General features: G+C 39.2%; 16 protein-coding genes. 7 read left to right on the top strand and 9 right to left on the bottom strand.

What is annotated here, in order from left to right; all coding sequences use genetic code 11:
• Window positions 1–65: 65 nt before the first annotated feature.
• From rpsO to ACZ5QH_RS20915, 3 genes are all read left to right on the top strand, one after another.
• Entirely contained in the window at window positions 66–335 is a 270-nt protein-coding gene (rpsO, locus tag ACZ5QH_RS20925; RefSeq protein WP_004725514.1) for a 30S ribosomal protein S15, read from the top strand.
• 255 nt (window positions 336–590) lie between these two features.
• Entirely contained in the window at window positions 591–2,678 is a 2,088-nt protein-coding gene (gene pnp, locus ACZ5QH_RS20920) for a polyribonucleotide nucleotidyltransferase (protein WP_171066865.1), read from the top strand.
• A 148-nt stretch (window positions 2,679–2,826) separates the two neighbouring features.
• Window positions 2,827–4,050 carry a magnesium transporter CorA family protein gene (locus ACZ5QH_RS20915; protein WP_303576669.1) on the top strand — a complete coding sequence of 408 codons (1,224 nt, stop codon included), beginning with the start codon at window positions 2,827–2,829 and terminating at the stop codon, window positions 4,048–4,050.
• Between the two features lie 7 nt (window positions 4,051–4,057).
• Here ACZ5QH_RS20915 and ACZ5QH_RS20910 read toward each other — a convergent pair whose 3' ends face one another.
• The 6 genes from ACZ5QH_RS20910 to ACZ5QH_RS20885 form a co-directional block, all read right to left on the bottom strand.
• Window positions 4,058–4,327 carry a YdcH family protein gene (locus tag ACZ5QH_RS20910; protein WP_004725519.1) on the bottom strand — a complete coding sequence of 90 codons (270 nt, stop codon included), beginning with the start codon at window positions 4,325–4,327 and terminating at the stop codon, window positions 4,058–4,060.
• Window positions 4,328–4,449: 122 nt separating this feature from the next.
• Window positions 4,450–4,788, bottom strand: a complete 339-nt coding sequence (locus ACZ5QH_RS20905) for a chaperone modulator CbpM (protein WP_004725521.1) — start codon at window positions 4,786–4,788, stop codon at window positions 4,450–4,452.
• A gap of 41 nt (window positions 4,789–4,829) precedes the next feature.
• The gene (locus ACZ5QH_RS20900; RefSeq protein ID WP_034617833.1) at window positions 4,830–5,798 is read right to left on the bottom strand and encodes a DnaJ C-terminal domain-containing protein; all 969 of its coding nucleotides are present in this window, start codon (window positions 5,796–5,798) and stop codon (window positions 4,830–4,832) included.
• 346 nt (window positions 5,799–6,144) lie between these two features.
• Window positions 6,145–7,020: an Hsp33 family molecular chaperone HslO gene (gene hslO / locus ACZ5QH_RS20895; RefSeq protein WP_004725526.1), complete on the bottom strand. Its 876-nt coding sequence runs from the start codon at window positions 7,018–7,020 to the stop codon at window positions 6,145–6,147.
• An 83-nt stretch (window positions 7,021–7,103) separates the two neighbouring features.
• On the bottom strand, window positions 7,104–8,999 hold the full coding sequence (locus ACZ5QH_RS20890; RefSeq protein ID WP_303576640.1) for a monovalent cation:proton antiporter-2 (CPA2) family protein: 1,896 nt from the start codon (window positions 8,997–8,999) through the stop codon (window positions 7,104–7,106).
• A 277-nt stretch (window positions 9,000–9,276) separates the two neighbouring features.
• The gene (locus ACZ5QH_RS20885; protein WP_303576641.1) at window positions 9,277–11,502 is read right to left on the bottom strand and encodes a primosomal protein N'; all 2,226 of its coding nucleotides are present in this window, start codon (window positions 11,500–11,502) and stop codon (window positions 9,277–9,279) included.
• A gap of 168 nt (window positions 11,503–11,670) precedes the next feature.
• On the opposite strand from ACZ5QH_RS20885, the gene gspF reads away from it, so the two are divergent.
• From gspF to ACZ5QH_RS20870, 3 genes are all read left to right on the top strand, one after another.
• Window positions 11,671–12,876, top strand: a complete 1,206-nt coding sequence (gspF, locus tag ACZ5QH_RS20880) for a type II secretion system inner membrane protein GspF (protein ID WP_004725548.1) — start codon at window positions 11,671–11,673, stop codon at window positions 12,874–12,876.
• A 39-nt stretch (window positions 12,877–12,915) separates the two neighbouring features.
• On the top strand, window positions 12,916–13,353 hold the full coding sequence (gene gspG, locus ACZ5QH_RS20875; RefSeq protein ID WP_004816754.1) for a type II secretion system major pseudopilin GspG: 438 nt from the start codon (window positions 12,916–12,918) through the stop codon (window positions 13,351–13,353).
• Between the two features lie 281 nt (window positions 13,354–13,634).
• Window positions 13,635–13,970, top strand: coding sequence for a hypothetical protein (locus tag ACZ5QH_RS20870; protein WP_004725552.1), 336 nt, complete (start codon window positions 13,635–13,637; stop codon window positions 13,968–13,970).
• A 77-nt stretch (window positions 13,971–14,047) separates the two neighbouring features.
• Here ACZ5QH_RS20870 and ACZ5QH_RS20865 read toward each other — a convergent pair whose 3' ends face one another.
• On the bottom strand, window positions 14,048–14,311 hold the full coding sequence (locus ACZ5QH_RS20865; RefSeq protein WP_239044792.1) for a DUF2798 domain-containing protein: 264 nt from the start codon (window positions 14,309–14,311) through the stop codon (window positions 14,048–14,050).
• Between the two features lie 350 nt (window positions 14,312–14,661).
• On the opposite strand from ACZ5QH_RS20865, the gene ACZ5QH_RS20860 reads away from it, so the two are divergent.
• The gene (locus ACZ5QH_RS20860) at window positions 14,662–15,000 is read left to right on the top strand and encodes a tRNA-binding protein (protein WP_004725556.1); all 339 of its coding nucleotides are present in this window, start codon (window positions 14,662–14,664) and stop codon (window positions 14,998–15,000) included.
• 67 nt (window positions 15,001–15,067) lie between these two features.
• Here the strand turns inward: ACZ5QH_RS20860 and lnt are convergent, their stop codons facing one another.
• Both lnt and ACZ5QH_RS20850 read right to left on the bottom strand, forming a co-directional pair.
• Window positions 15,068–16,627 (bottom strand): apolipoprotein N-acyltransferase, encoded by a 1,560-nt coding sequence (gene lnt / locus ACZ5QH_RS20855; protein ID WP_303576642.1) that lies wholly within the window; start codon window positions 16,625–16,627, stop codon window positions 15,068–15,070.
• A complete protein-coding gene (locus ACZ5QH_RS20850) occupies window positions 16,624–17,463 on the bottom strand; it encodes an HlyC/CorC family transporter (RefSeq protein WP_004816763.1) in 840 nt (279 codons plus the stop codon). Before ACZ5QH_RS20850 ends, lnt begins: the two co-directional genes overlap by 4 nt.
• Window positions 17,464–17,566 lie beyond the last annotated feature (103 nt).

The following is a 17,566-nucleotide window of genomic DNA, read 5'->3' as shown; positions in this document are numbered from 1 at the left end:
ATTGATTTTGAAGAATCAATTTGATTTGTATCAAATATTTAAATTAAGCATCTCGGAGAAATCGAATGGCTTTAACAAACGCAGATCGCGCAGAGATCGTTGCAAAATTCGCTCGTGCTGAAAATGACACTGGTTCACCTGAAGTACAAGTTGCTTTATTGACTGCTCAAATCAATGATTTGCAAGGTCACTTTAAAGAACACAAACACGACCATCATAGCCGTCGTGGTTTGATCCGTATGGTTAACCAACGTCGTAAGCTTCTTGACTATCTTAAAGGTAAAGATGCTACTCGTTACAGCGATTTGATTGCTGCTTTAGGTTTACGTCGTTAATTCGATTTAAACTTTTATTTTCGGATTATTGCATGCTGAATGCTGTACTGATGAAAACTAAAGTCTATCCAGTATTTACTGGATAAAAGGGAAGGGGCGAATATTCGCTCCTTCTTCGTGTTTAAAATTAGTCTAACTAAAGATTTATTGTCTAGTGAGGTCGGCTTCTAAGCTTTGTCATTTATGCGGTTGATGTGAATGCCAAACCTTAGGGGTCTCCACTAGAATAAAATTAGGAAACAAAAATACATGTCAATGTTTAATGTTATTCGTAAAGAATTTCAATATGGTCAACATCAAGTTGTACTAGAAACAGGTCGTGTTGCTCGTCAAGCAAACACGGTTCTTATTACAATGGGTGGCGTAACAGTACTGGTTGCTGTTGTTGCACAACCTACTGCTAAAGCGGGTCAAGACTTCTTCCCACTTACAGTTAACTATCAAGAAAAACAATATGCTGCGGGTCGTATCCCAGGTGGTTATGGTAAGCGTGAAGGCCGTGCTTCAGAAGCAGAAACTTTAATTTCTCGTTTAATTGACCGTCCAATTCGTCCGTTGTTCCCAGAAGGGTATTACAACGAGATCCAAGTTACTGCAACAGTTGTGTCTTCAGACAAAACTATGGACGCTGACATTGCTGCAATGTTAGGTACGTCTGCTGCACTTGCAATCGCAGGTACACCTTTCCGTGGTCCAATCGGTGGTGCGCGTGTTGGTTTGATCAATGGCGAATATGTCCTTAACCCAAATTTAGAACAACTTGCTCAATCTGACCTTGACCTTGTCGTTGCAGGTACAGAATCTGCAGTATTGATGGTTGAGTCTGAAGCAAAAGAACTTTCAGAAGACCAAATGTTAGGCGCTGTGCTTTTCGGTCATGACGAAATGCAAATTGCAATCCAAGCGATTAAAGAGTTTGCTGCTGCCGCTGGTGCAACAGAATCAACTTGGACTGCTCCAGTTAAAAACGAAGATCTTCGTGCAAAATTAAAAGACGCATTTGAAGCTAAAATCTCTGAAGCGTATACCATTGCTGTTAAGCATGACCGTTATGCTGCTTTAGATGCCCTTCAAGCTGAAGCAACTGCTCAATTCGTTCCTGAAAATGACGAAGCTGGTATTGCAGATGACTTAAACGAATTATTTGAAGATCTTAAATACCGTACTGTGCGTGACAACATCCTTTCAGGAAAACCACGTATCGATGGTCGTGATACTAAAACTGTTCGTGGATTAGACGTACAAGTGGGTGTGTTAGATCGTGCTCATGGTTCATCATTATTTACACGTGGTGAAACTCAGGCGTTGGTTACAACGACTTTGGGTAATACACGTGATGCGTTGATGGTTGATACCTTGTCTGGTACAAAAACTGACAACTTCATGTTGCATTACAACTTCCCTGCATATTCTGTAGGTGAAACAGGTCGTGAATCTGGTCCTAAGCGTCGTGAAATTGGTCATGGTCGTTTAGCACGTCGTGGTGTACAAGCTGTTCTTCCACCAGCTGATCGCTTCCCGTATGTGATTCGTATTGTATCTGACATTACTGAATCAAATGGTTCATCTTCAATGGCTTCTGTATGTGGTGCTTCATTATCACTTATGGATGCAGGTGTTCCTCTTAAAGCGCCAGTTGCGGGTATCGCAATGGGTCTAGTAAAAGAAGGCGAGCGTTTTGCTGTTCTTTCTGACATCTTAGGTGATGAAGATCACTTAGGTGATATGGACTTTAAAGTTGCTGGTTCTGCAAACGGTATTACTGCGCTTCAAATGGATATCAAAATCGAAGGTATCACAGAAGAAATTATGGAAGTTGCATTGAATCAAGCGTATGCAGGTCGTATGCATATTCTGAATGCAATGAACCAAGTGATTTCACGTGCACGTCCTGAAATTTCTATGCATGCGCCAACATTCCAAGTGATCAACATCAATCCTGATAAGATCCGTGATGTGATTGGTAAAGGTGGTGCGACAATCCGTCAAATCACAGAAGAAACAAAAGCAGCGATTGATATCGAAGATAACGGTACTGTACGTGTATTTGGTGAAACCAAAGCGGCTGCTCAAGCTGCGATTGCAAAAATCCAAGCGCTTACTGCTGAAGTTGAACCAGGTAAAATCTATGCTGGTCGCGTAATTCGTATCGTTGAATTTGGTGCATTTGTAAATATTATGCCAGGTACAGATGGTTTACTTCACATCTCGCAAATTTCAAACGAACGCGTTGCAAACGTGACTGATATCTTGGCTGAAGGTCAAGACGTTAAAGTTCAAGTTGCTGACGTAGACAACCGTGGTCGTATTAAATTAACCATGAAAGATGTAGACCAAGCATAATATTTGCAAGGTTTAAATCCTTTAGGGTTTGATTAAAATTTAATACAGAAAAGACTGCCTTGTGCTTCGCCAAAGTTACAACTTTGGCTTGCTCAGGGCTTTTTTTATGGCATGATGCATAACAAGAAAGACCAAAAATATCGTGAATATGCAAAGCTTTTATTTTTTTCAACACACAGATGAACCTTATACCTGTATACAAAAAGAACCTGTTTTTAATGCAGAGCAGCAATTTGTCTGGGTGGATTGTACCCGTGAAGATGTGGTCAATCGTGCTGAGCTATGGCAAAAAGAAATCTATAATTCGACTGAAATTCATCTCAATGAATACCATATTCGAGATATTTTAAATATCGAACATCCATGCGCATTTGATGCAATGGAAGATTATGATTTATTGATTTTTCGTAAATTAATTACCCCAGATGATCAGATCGATAGTGGTGAAGATGCCCTTGAACAGCATGATCGTGTTTTTGGTTTGGCGTCCTCACCAGTCAGTTTTATTATTACTTCACAAGCTTTAATCACTATTCATGAAAAGGGCAACCATGCCTTTGAAAGTTATCTTGCCCGTATTTTCAATATCATGAATAAGAGTTTAGAAGAACAGAATAAACCACGTAAATTACCCACTACCCCTTTAGATTTAGCACTGCGCTTGCTGAATAGTATGATTGATGGCTATTTGGATTTGCGTAATCCTTTGTCTCGTCGGGTTGAATTTTGGCAACAAGAGCTTTTGCAAGGCAATCGCCGCTTTACCAAGTGGCATCAACTGTTTCAAGAAAATCTGGTTTTTCAGCAAATTGAAAATTTGTGCGAAGAACAAATAGATTCCTTGCAGGAACTTCGAGATGAAATTGTTGAAAATTATGCCCATTTAAAAGGTAAAAAACGCACTGAGAAGCAGGATATTATGCTGGTTCGCGTGGATGATCTGGTTAGCCATGTTGAACGTATTCAAAAATATACAGTACGTTTAAGTACCGCAATTCAAACTGCGATTGATTTACATTTTTCTGCAATCGCCAATCAAACCAATGAGAATATGCGAATTCTTGCGATTATTACTGCGGTGTTTGCACCATTGACCTTATTAACAGGGGTGTATGGAATGAATTTTGAATTCATTCCAGGTTTACGCAGTCCGATAGGTTTCTGGGTGATGCTGGGTGTGATGTTGGGTTGTACGATTGGGTTGTTAATCTATTTTTACCGCCGTCATTTGGTTGGACGTGGTGAAAGAAGTGTGATTGATATGTTGGCACAGCAGCATAAAAATCAGCACGTCAATTTACTCTGGTTTTTAGATTATGAACCGATCAAACAAACCATGAAAGAAGTCGAAAAAATCACAAAACTGAAATAATTAAGCATTATTCTAGTTGAGGATTTATCTGCGCTGTCTTTTGTAAAATTAAGTAGAGTTGATCTTTTAATCTTAATTTTTTCCGCTTGAGCTGCTCAATATTTTCATGAATATGATTGAGTGGATCAAGCTCAAGGTGACTGATTTCACGATCAAGTTCATCGTGGTCAATCAAAAGTTTAGCAAAATGCGGATCTTCTTGTTTTAAACTACACATGAGATCGCGGTGTTCTGGGAACATGTGTTTCAACTTTTTATTCATTACTTTCGAATTCATCAGAGCTCATTAACCTCTTTGTCAGAAAATTCTAAACGAAAAAACAAAAACGGAGAGACAAGTTCTCCATCATGACAGGTTAAATATTAACCTGTCACTAGGCATTAACATTTTGAAATGAATTAATGAGTATGAAGGTGAAGATGTTTGACTTGTTTTCGCAATTGTTGAACTTCATCAAGTAAATCCATCATCATTGCAACGGCAGATAAACTGGCTTCAAAGTCACGTTGTAAACGATAGGCACGACGTGCGCGTGAGATATCTTCTCCAAAAAATTGATGAATACGGTCTTCAGGACGTGCGGGTAAAATTTCATATTCAAGCAATTGCAAAATCCAATCTGGACTTTGACCGCATGCCTCAGCAAAATGCTTGAGATCTAGATTTAGGTTTTCATCCACGATTTCTGCATCATGGAAACCGTCATAGACAATTTCACGATATTGAATAGTTGTCATGATTGCTCTCCTTTAGCAAGGCTATGTTGGTATCTATAAAATTATGAACGGGGATTAAAGTCAGTAAAAGCATCAGCAAATTGTTGATAGGCTTTTTGCTGTGTTTCGGTGGTTGCTTTGGGATAAACAATATTGATCACCAAATAAAGATGACCTGGGGTTTTATGCGGTATCCCTTTGTCTTTTAAACGGAGTTGCTGATTGGGTTTGGCATTTTGTGGCACAGTAACTTTTACTTTACCTGCTGGGGTATCAATTTCAATACTTTGACCAAGTGCTGCTTCCCAAGGTGTGACATCAACCGTGTAATAGACATCAGCACCTTCAACACGGATACGGTCAGTGTCTTGGTATTGGATCTCAATATAAAGATCGCCATTTTCACCACCGTTAATTCCAGCTTGTCCTTGTTTTGCAAGACGGATTTGCTGACCTTCTTTCATGCCTTTGGGGATTTTAACTTGGAGGGTTTTCCGTTGTACCTCGGGTTCACCATAGGCATTATAGGTTGGGATCTGTAAGGTGATACTCTGAGTCGCGCCTTCATAACCAATGCTTACAGGAATTTCAATACTGGCATGTTGATCTTCACCCTTATAGCTACGCTGTTGCTGAGAGCCGCGTTGCCCAAAATCTTGTTGATGTCCACCGCCAAAACCGCCACCGAAACGTCCAAATAGATCTTCAAAACCACTAAAATCTTGTCCACCACTGCTACTGTACGAACGATGGAATTGGCTACCATCAAAACCACTTTGACCTGTAGATTGCCCTCCAAACCCACCTGTATTGGCATAAGGGTTATCCAGTTCAAAATCGTATTGTTTTTTCTTTTCTTCATTGCTTAAGGTGTCGTAGGCGACATTGATGGTCTGCATTTTTGCTTCAGCATCGGCTTCTTTACTCACGTCAGGATGATATTTACGTGCGAGTTTTCGATAAGCTTTCTTAATTTCGTCTGGTGTCGCATTTCTAGAAACACCCAAATCTTCATAATAATTTTTTGCCATACTTAAGGTCATTATTTTGTTTAACTTTATTCTAGTTTTATGCCTTTTTGGCTACAGATGGAAGAGCAACTTAGTGTGGTTATTGTTTCAAAACTTATCTAGAACAAAAGCCCGCTTATGTTGATAAAGGTGGTGTTTCATGTTCTATGGGCTTTGTGTGTTCGGGTTGGTGCTTTGGTTAAGTAAATGACAATTCCAAATAGCTATTCAACCTTTTAATTTATAAAACTTGCTGATTATGCTTTGAATTTTAATTGAAAAAAAAGAGCAAACTGAATTTGCTCTTTTCTTGGTAAAAACCGATAGTTAAATTTTTGCAAATTTAAACCATTCAGATCTTAATAGATTAACTTAAATGCTCGCCAAAAAGATTCAAAGCTTCTTTTGCAGTGAATTGATATTTTTTATTGCAAAATTGGCAATCCATTTCAATTGGATTTTGAATTTCTAGGGTTTCTTTGACTGCATCTAGACCAATCTGGATCAATGCATTTTTGCATTTATCGCGTGAACAGGTGCAATTGAATTGAAGCTGTTCAACATCTGGCAGACGAACTTCTTCTTCATTGTATAAACGGTAAAGAATTTCTTGTGCGGTTAAATCTGTCAATTCTTCAGGCTTTAAGGTCTGCGTCAACATAATTAAACGTGGCCATAAGTCTTCATCTACACGTTGCTGTTCTTCTTCATTATTACGAGGTAATAACTGAATCAGTAAACCGCCTGCATTGTGATGGGTACTTGCCAAGACAATACGTGTTGGAATTTGTGCAGAAAGGTCATAATACTGCATTAAACAAGCCGCAAGCGTTGGTTGATCAAGTGGCACAATTCCTTGATAACGCTCACCAAATTCAGGTTCAATATTGATAAATAACACAGGTTGTTGCAACGTGCTGAGCACAGTACTACTGTCTTCACTCAACATAAAATGCGGATCTTCTTCATAATCTGCAAGTGCACGTACATCACCTAAATGGTTGCATTCAGCCATTGCCCATTTGAATGTACCTTGTGCTTGGATTTGTAAGCTAATACGTCCTTTAATTTTTAATGTGCTTGCAAGTAATGCTGTTGCACTCAACATTTCACCCAATAAAATGCGCACAGCAGGCGCATAATTACGCTGCGATAGAATCGTTTGTAGTGCTGTATCTAAATGTACAATTTCACCACGTACAGGGCTATCTTCAATATAAAAACGTTGACGTAAATCAGACATAAAATTCTCCAAATCCCTGTTTAGATGGTGGCGATATTATAAATCACAAGTTTATTTCACCTGAAAAACGCTGCATCTTAAAGTTAATTTTCGTCATCACGCATAATATTAATACGATCATGCTTGGCATGTGTGGTTTGAGCTTTTGCTGTGGGCCGTTCTAAGCCTGATTCATCCAAATCTGGAACATCTTTATATTGCTCAGGATTGTGGTTTTCAACTTGCGCATCGCTTTCAAACAGGTGCTCAAGCTCCGAAATAAAGTCCCGATAGCTTTCAAAAAGCTTTTGCTCATCGGTATAAATACGCTGTTGACGTGTTAACAGTTCTTCATCGTAGTTTCTAAATAGCTCAACACTATCATAAGCCTCTTGTTTACTTATGCCCAGTTCACACAATGCTCGATAACCCATCCCCAATGAAGTCAAATAGGTTTCACGCCAAATATGTTTAACTCCGACATCACGTAGGAGATGCATGTGATAACGATCTCGTGCTCGAACCAATAATGTAAGGTTTGGATAATTGAGCAAAATATGTCGCGCAACATTCATTGAATCTTCAACATTATCAATTGCCAATACAAAAACCTTGGCCTGCTCAATTCCGGCTGCACGGAGTAAATCGGGTTGAGTCACATCGCCATAGTACAAAGTACCACCATAGCGTCGAACAAAATCAATTTTTTGTAAATTATTATCAATGGCGGTAAAAGTAAAATGACGGATACGTGCCAAACGAGCAACAATTTGCCCTACACGGCCAAAACCAGCAACAATAAGAGCAGGGTGTTCGTTGGGAATCTCATCGTATTTCGGTGCACTGTCTTTATTGATTAAGGGCAATACTTGCGTACTTACCAACCAAAAGAAGATGGGGGTCAGTACCATGGATAAGGTCACAATTAAGGTGATGGGCTCCATGATTGCTTCAGCCAGTACTTTTTCGCTTTTTGCCACGTTTAATACTACAAAGGCAAACTCACCCCCTTGGGCCAAACAGATTGCGACCATTAAACTGTTGGTCCAACTCATTTTTTTATAACGTGCAATGGCTGCCATCACGATCATTTTGATCAGAATTAAACTGACTGCGCCACCAATAATCAGTAATGGCATATCTGCAATTAACGAGATTTGTGTGGTCATTCCTACCGTCATAAAGAATAAACCAAGCAATAAACCTTTAAAGGGCGCAATACTGGCTTCAAGCTCATGACGGAATTCAGAGTCAGCCAGAAGTACACCTGTTAAAAAAGCGCCTAAGGTTGTGCTGATCCCGAGTGTATCCATCAATAACACCACACCCAGCACGATAAATAGGCCAACAGCTGTGATCAGTTCTGTTGCACCACTTTTTGCCACAAAGCGGAAAAATGGTCGCATCACATAACGGCTAAACAGAAATAAACCCGTGAACGTGGCGATAATCGCAGCAAAGTAAGCAACGCCATGATGACTCGATTCACTGCCTGCTAAGAGTGGGATGATGGCAAGTAATGGAATCGCAGCAATATCCTGAAACAGTAAAATCGAAAAGGATTGCTGACCATGAGTGGTATTGAGTTGTTGTTTTTCTTCTAAAAGCTGTAAAACAAAGGCAGTTGAAGAAAGTGCTAAGGCAAAACCAATCACAAAACTTGCAGGGAGTGATTGTTGAAAGATTAAATAGATAGTTCCCATCAGCACCAACCCAGTAACCCCCACCTGTAAACTTCCCATTACAAAAATGGATTGGCGCATTTCCCATAAACGCTGTGGTCGAAGTTCTAAACCAATCAGGAACATCAGTAAAATCACCCCAAATTCGGCAAGGTGCATGATTTCCTCCGGATCATTGGCGATGTTAAACGCGCTTGGACCCAGAAGTATTCCTGTAAATAAGTAACCCAGTACGGTGGCGATACCGAGTTTTTTCCCTAAAGGAACCAGAATTAATGCTGCACCAAGGAAGATGGTGATTTGGAGTAACAGTGACATTCACTTGCCTTAAGTTTTTTTCTTTCTTTAGAAATTGTAGCGTGATTTTGTGATTCACTTGGAGATATTTATTAAGAAATTGTCTTTTTACCCAATAAAAATTTAAAAGTGATGAGAGAGGTAAGGGGGTGGTTCTATAGGCTCACTTAACGATGACATGCTTATCGCCATGTAGTACCTACATTGTGCATAGCTAAACGATGCAAAATGCAGAAGCGGTTTAATCGAGACTCGGTTCATTCTCTCGATTTGTATAGCAATAAGCTAAATTAAGACTTTAACTCAACTCTTGCGGATCAACATCTATGGTGACTTTCATCGTAGAAGGTTTGCTATGTAACAGCTGTTGCCACCATTGACGAATATAAAAATGCATTTTTGCCCGATCTTGAGAAAGCAAAACCACATGGGCTTGGTAACGCCCTGCTTTACGTTCCATTGGCGCTGGAATCGGTCCCCAGATATCAATTAAATTCTCTTCGGCAGTTTGTCTAAGCAGCTGCGTCATTTCAGTCAAAAACTTTAAATTTTCTTCCTGATGTTTTGAATCACAACGAATCAAAGCTGTATAACGAAAAGGTGGAAGCAGTGCAGCTTGGCGATCTTTTAAGGTTTGTTTGGCAAAGGTCCGATAGTCATTATGAATCAAGGTGTTTAATAACGGATGATCAGGTCTTAGGGTTTGTAAATAGACTTCACCCTTCATTTCACCACGACCCGCACGGCCTGCAACTTGAATAATCAATTGCGCAGTACGTTCTGTGGCGCGGAAATCCACACTCAACAAACCTGCATCGATATCCAAAATTGCCACTAAGGTGACATAAGGAAAGTGATGTCCTTTTGCCAGCATTTGCGTGCCAAGTAAAATGGTCGGTTCACTTTTCTGGATCTGATCATAAATCTTTTGCCAACTGCCTACCCGACTGGTTGAGTCACGGTCTACGCGTAGAACGGGAAAATGAGGGAACAACTCATTCAAAGTTTCTTCAACTTTGGCAGTTCCCATGCCGATTGGCTTTAATTGTTGTTGATTGCATTGAGGGCAAGCATCAGGCATACGATTAATCGTGCCACAATGATGACAATGTAAATGCTGATAAGGCTTTAAATGTAGGGTAAAGTGAGCATCGCAATTGGGGCAATTGGCCTGCCAACCACAGCTTTCACAGATAAGCACAGGGGCATAGCCGCGGCGATTTAAAAAAATAAGAACTTGTTCTTTTTTCTCTAAACGTTTTTTGATTTCAGCAATCAAAACATCACTTAAGCCATGCTGTTTTTTTGCCACTTTTAAATCAATCAAATGCATTTTCGGCATGATTGCGGCACCAGCACGTTGATTTAACTCAATCCGTGTCAGCTTTTCTTGGCGAGCAAGATAATAACTGTCAATACTAGGCGTGGCAGAACCTAAGATAATCGGGCAATTTTCTAAATGTGCACGATACATGGCCACATCGCGAGCATGATAACGAAAGCCTTCTTGTTGCTTAAAAGAAAGATCATGCTCTTCATCTAAAATAATCAAACCCAAATGTGGCAAAGGTGTATAAATTGCAGAACGTGTGCCTAAAATAATAGAGGCTTTGCCCGTTTGCGCATGCTGCCATGCTTGTAAACGTTTAGTGTCATTTAAGCCTGAGTGCAGTAAGGCAATATTGCAATGAAAACGTGATTGAAAACGGCTGATGGTTTGTGGAGTTAAGCCGATTTCAGGCACTAAAACCAAGACTTGTTTGCCTTGTTTAAGTACTTCATGCATCACTTGCAAATAAACTTCGGTTTTACCACTCCCAGTTAAACCATCCAGTAGAAACGCTTGATATTTTTTCTGCGCTTTTAAAATCGCTTGAATGGCTTTCTTCTGATCGTCATTTGGCGTGAGTGGCATCTGTGCCAATTGCACAGGTTCTGGCGTGACATTTTGTGGTTCCAAATCACAACGAACAATGTCTTTTTTCTCAAGGACTTTAAGTGTGGCTGTTTCAACACCACTTAAATTAAGAATATTTTCCTGTGTCCCTTTCGGGTGTAGCTTTAAAATTTTATAGGCTTCTTGTTGTTTTTCAGAACGCTTAACTTTGTCTTCGGCATGTAAGTCTAAAAGTTTCCAGATACGTGCCAATAAATTATAAGGTTTACCTTGGCGTAATAAGGTAGGTAACGCCGTTTGAATCACTTCGCCGATAGGAAATTGATAATATTGTGATGACCATGTCAATAAACTTAAAACTTTATTGTCTAGAATGGCCTGTTCATCTAACAGTTCAGTAATGGCTTTGAGTTTAAAATGAGAATCCACAGGTTCATCAATCGGTACTTTCTTAACAATAACACCAATCAGATTTTGTCTGCCAAAAGACACTGCAACACGCGCACCGACTTCAGCTTGCGCATATTGTTCAGCGGTGACTTGGTAATCAAAGCAGTCATTCAAATAGACTGGAACAGCAACTTGAATACGATAAATCGTCTGTGGCGTAGCAAGGGTATTCGACATTTTTAATTTAGTGACTCATTAATTTAGTGAGGCTGTGATGAAATTGTTTCATGTCCAGATTCGGCTTGTGTTAGAGTGTAACAGTCATCTATAAACATGAATATGAATGATTTATAGGGTATGACGCAACAGCGTAATCAAAAAATTTTGGAAAACTAGAGCATAATAATGCCAGCATATCAATTTACTGCAATTGATGCTTCAGGAAAGCAGCAAAAAGGCGTGTTAGAAGGAGATTCCGCACGCCAGATTCGACAACAACTACGGGACAAGGAATTGATTCCTGTCACGGTGGATGCTGTTGAACAAAAAGATAAAAATAAAAGTTCAGGATTTTTTCAACGTAAATTCTCGGCTTATGATCTGGCCTTAATGACACGTCAACTTTCTGTTTTGGTCGCTGCTGCGATTCCTTTAGAGGAAGCATTACGAGCAGTTGCCAAACAAAGTGAAAAAGTGCATGTACAAAATCTGTTACTTTCGGCACGTTCAAAAGTGCTTGAAGGGCACTCTTTGGCTCAAGCGATGCAACAAACAGGACGCTTTCCAGATTTGTATATTGCGACCGTTGCTGCGGGTGAACGTTCAGGACATTTAGATTTAATTTTAGATCAATTATCTGATTACACCGAAAACCGCTTTGCCATGCAAAAGAAAATTCAAGGTGCGATGATCTATCCAATCATCTTGATGTTTATGTCTTTTGCGATTGTGATGGGGTTAATGACGTATGTTGTTCCAGACATTGTTAAAACCTTTGACCAAAGTAAGCAAGCCTTGCCATGGATCACTGTGGCTTTAATGAAAGCCAGTGAGATTATTCGGCAGGCTTGGCCCTTTATGCTGGTGTTTAGTGTGGTTGGGATCTTTTTATTAATTCGATTCCTGCGAACTTCTGCGGGGCACTATGCTTTTGATCGTTTAACACTCAGATTGCCATTATTTGGTAAATTATCTCGTGGTATAAATGCAGCGCGTTTTGCCAGTACCTTATCTATTCTTACCCAATCAGGCGTGCCATTGGTCGATGCTTTAAAAATTGGAGCAGCGGTGAGTAGCAATTGGGTGATACGAGATGCTGTTAATATTGCAGCAGAGAAAGTCACAGAAGGTGGAAATCTTGCAACACAATTGGAGCGTTGTGGTTATTTCCCACCGATGATGGTACAAATGATTAAAAGCGGTGAAGCTTCGGGTGAGTTAGATCGAATGTTAAGCCGTGCATCAGATATGCAGGATCGAGAAGTATCCTCATTTATTTCAACATTATTGGCTTTACTGGAACCTTTAATGTTGGTGTTTATGGCTGGTATTGTTTTGGTTATTGTGATTGCTGTCATGTTGCCAATCGTCAATATGAACAATATGATTTAAGCCAATTATTTTTATAAAGAATATATAGAGAGTAAGCAGATGCAACGAAAGATGAATAGGACTCGTCAGTCAGGTTTTACCTTAATTGAAGTGATGGTTGTGATTGTTATTTTAGGCGTACTTGCAGCATTGATCGTACCCAATGTGATGGGACGTGGTGAAAAAGCCAAAGTTGACACCACTAAAATTGCATTAAAAGGTGTAGCGGGTGCTTTAGACCAGTATAAACTGGACAATGGGCGTTATCCGACAAGCCAAGATGGTGGTTTAGACGCGCTTGTAAATCAACCTGCAACGGCTAAAAACTGGTTACCTGGTGGTTATGTTAAAGGTGGTTATCCGAAAGACAGTTGGGAAAATGATATTCAATATGTGATCCCTGGTTCTGAAGGTCGTAAATTTGATTTATATTCTTTTGGTGCCGATGGTAAACAAGGTGGTGAAGGAAATGATGCAGATATTTATTACCAACCTTAATTGAAGATTATTTAAGTTAATATTTATGGGATTAATCACTTCATTTAATCGAGTTAATAAATCTTGAGTGAAGTGATAATCTTTCTTGTTTGCTAAAGTGTATTTAATTTATTGAAATATAACAACTATTTAAAATAACGATGTTTGAGAGTTATAATAAGAATTATTCCCATATTTAATAGTTACAAGAAAGTTAAATTGTGTATAAAAATAGACTTTTTATTTAATTAAAAGCTTGCATAATAGTTCTCAGGGCAATCTGAATTGCTTAGGAGGATGAGATGAAAGCATTATTATTACCAGATGAAATCAGCCAATTTCATTGGACTATGCTCAAATCTGTTCTTTTAATTTTGAGCCTATTACCGATTAGCCAGTTTTTTCTCAATATTTGGCAAGTTGCCGATGCCAATAGCCAGATCATGATTGGTTTTATGGCGATTAGCGTATTTAGTGCATTATCCATTATTAGTTTTTATAATGCCTTAAATTTGACAGTATTTCAGTTAAAAACTGAATTCTCATCATTATTAGAACAATATTTAGTACGTTCATATCGTTATGTGCCAATGTTATTTTTAGCTGCAATGATGTCTTATTTGGTGACTCAACTTTAGTTGAAATATCATGGAAAACCGAGGGTATAATCCTCGGTTTTTTTTTTGCACGATGATTTAATGATTCAGGTTTGCAACTAAGTTGGCTGAACAAGGCTCATGGTGATTTTGCGCACAATAGGTAAGATAAACAGTAACACTGGAAAGGCAATCAGCCAAGAAATCCCCCAAGCTGAAAGCCATGTGTATAGCGAAAAATTCTCAAAACTCATGCTTCTGAATGTACTGATACCTGAAACAATAAATGTCATGATAATAGACAGTAACAAAGGTAAAACAATCGCTGCATAGCGATGTGGAATCTTTTTAAAATTAAAATAAGACGATTTAGAATTTTGCATTTTTTACTCCGTAAACCAACAAACGCCAGTGCCGCACCAAAATATTAAAATTTTGATTAAAAATAGCCCCAAGCCTTGTTGGAGATATGTTGGCACGTTGATTGACGTAAACGTTTACGGCTTTATGATCAGCGAAAATAATTTAGCATAAACTTGAAAAAAATATAATAAAAAATGCGCCGAAAATATTTTCAATTTCGTTTTGATAGGGTTTGGATTGAGGCTGGATTGAACATGATTGTCTTTTTAACAGGATCATTTGTCTGTTTTGTATAAGGTTGATCGCTTTAAATTTATCTAAAATGATTTTATCTCTTGAGATGAACTGATAAAAATACGAGGACTCAGCAATGCAACAAATAGAATGGAATGATTTTCTTAAAGTAGAGTTACGGGTAGGAAAAATTATTCAAGCAGAAGTGTTTGAGAAAGCGCGTAAGCCTGCTTATATTTTGCATGTTGATTTTGGCGAAGCACTCGGTGTGAAGAAATCGAGTGCGCAAATTACCAACCTGTATCAACCTGAAGATTTAATTGGGAAGCTTGTGGTTGCTGTTGTGAACTTTCCAAAAAAACAAATTGGACCGATTCAATCAGAGTGTTTAGTGACGGGTTTCCATAATCAAGATGGGCATGTGACGTTGTGTGTGCCTGATGCAAATGTGCCATTGGGAACAAAGTTGCTTTAATCATTGAATCAAGCGCTTTGTTGAAGCTGACCTCATCTCCTTAAACCAGAGATGAGGGATTCAAGCATTAACGTCTAGATTTAAAGCTAATATCGACTGCTTTAGGTCGATAGATCCAGCCTAAAATTAATAACAATAGGGAGAGCAATAAAATAGGATAATCACTAAAGCGGGTGTACCAAGTTTCACCTTGCATGGCAGGTAAATCACCACGAAGCACAGCTTTTTGATCTACAGGGGCTTGTTTTACAATATGCCCATTGTGGTCAATAAAAGCTGTAACACCTGTATTGGTGGCACGAATAAACCAACGTCCATTTTCCTTAGCACGCATTTGTACCATTTGAAGATGTTGTAATGGACCTGCTGTACCAGTGAACCACGCATCATTAGAAACAGTCACTAAAAAGTCACTATTAATCGCATTACGTCGAGTGAGATTCGGATAGGCCACTTCATAACAAATGGCTGCAGCCAAATCATGTCCTTTAATATTAAAAGGTTTTTGATTGGATGCACCTTGGGAAAATCCACTCATGGATGGATCATTTTGTAGTGCAGGTAATACCCAAGCCAACAATCCTGAAAGTGGAATATATTCACCAAAAGGCACCAGACGTTGTTTTTTATATAAGCCTGAAGAATCTGCGCCAGAAGCCATCATACTGTTGTAGTACATTGGATAGCCATTTTTCTGTGATTCTTTTAAGTCCCAATAAGGAATACCCGTTACCCATGCTGTGCCTGAACTTTTGGCTTGTTGATCCATCATATCCAAGAATTGTTGAATATCTGTTTGGAACAGTGGAATCGAGGATTCTGGCCAAACAATCAGATCACGCCCCCATTCAGTACGGCTTAAATTAACGTAAATTTCTAAGGTTTTAACCTGATATTCAGTTAACCATTTTAAATCTTGCGGAATATTGCCTTGAATCAAAGAAACGGAGAGCGGCCTTTCTGCTTTCGGTTGTACGAAAGTGATAAACGATGCGCCCCATGCGCCAAGGATTAAAATGATTGCAGGAAAGATCCAAAAGACTTTTCTATTTAAAATTTCAACCAATGCACAAGCAAGGATAATCACGACAAAAGATACTGCAAACACACCAAACAATGGAGCATAGCCATCTAAGAGTCGTTCAGTAAATGCGTAACCTGCAAATAACCAAGGAAAACCCGTAAAGACCCAAGTCTTCGACCATTCAAAAATAACCCACAAAGGAGCGAAAGTTAATGGTGTTTCAGGGAAGAATCTACGATATACCCAAGTCTGAATTGCGGTAAAAAGCCCCATGACAATGGCCATGATGGCGATCATCAAGACACTTAATACTGCATTGGTATCTCCATACACATGAATCGATGTATAGAGCCAGAATGCGCCAACAAACCATAGACCAAAGCCATAGCTTAAGCCAATCGCAAATGCTTGGCGTGGTGTACGGCCTTTTAAGCAAGCATATAGCAGGGCAGGCGATAAAATTGCCAACCACCACCAATAATAAGGCGCCAGTGCTAAACTGAACACTGCGCCTGACATTAACGAAATCAATAATGGGAAAATGAAGGGCAGCTGTTTTTGTTGTTGTGATGAATTTAACAGCTTGTCAAAGTATGCTCTCATTTATGTACAGCTCGAATCAGATGAATAGTGCGTGCATCTGCTTCAATAATTGTAAATTCCCAATCCTCAAGCTCAACCACTTGGCCTTGAAGATCACTCACTAGACCAATTTCTTGAAGCAGTAATCCGCCCATAGTCTCTACTTCATCGTCAGGAAATTCAGCATCTAAAACATTGTTAAAATGTTCGATTGGTGTAAGTGCTTGCACAATCCATGTATTGGCTGTGGTATGGGTTGTATCTGGAATGATAAATTGCGCTTCTTCGTCAACGTTATCATGCTCATCTTCAATTTCGCCAACAATCTCTTCCAGAATATCTTCTAAAGTGACGAGACCTGCTGTTGAACCATATTCATCAATCACAATAGCAATATGGGTTTGAGTGTTTTTTAACATTCTCAAAACTTGGTCGGAACGGGCACTTTCTGGCACAAATAATGGCTGACGCATTAACGCATGCACATCGACAACAGATGAACGATCAGTTAAAAAGGGTAAAAGATCTTTAGCAAGTAAAATACCCACCACGTTTTCAGGCTGATCAGAAGAGAAAACAGGGAAACGTGAATGTGCAGATTCAATAAGAATATCTAAAATATCAAGAAGTTGATCATCTTCTTGCAAACTGACCATCGCTGTGCGCGGAGTCATGACTTCACGGATTTTTGTTGCAGGAAGGTCTAATACGCCTTCTAACATTGCAACAGTATCGGGTTCTAAAAAACGACGTGAATCTTGTACTAATTTTAGCAGTTCATCCCGGGTTTCTGGCGCTGTTCCTAACCATTTGCGTAAGCCACGCATTCCCCACGATGGGCCTGATTCCTCGTGCATGATCTTTCCTAAAGACGCTTAATATCTAGTAAATGTTTTTTTATCATACCGAAGAAAACACAGATGTCTATCTATTAAATAAGGTAAATAGATGAATGTATGT

It is taken from the genome of Acinetobacter sp. Ac8 (genome assembly GCF_055392545.1).
Note: the sequence above shows the minus strand (reverse complement) of the source record. Positions and strands in the feature narration are given on the sequence as shown.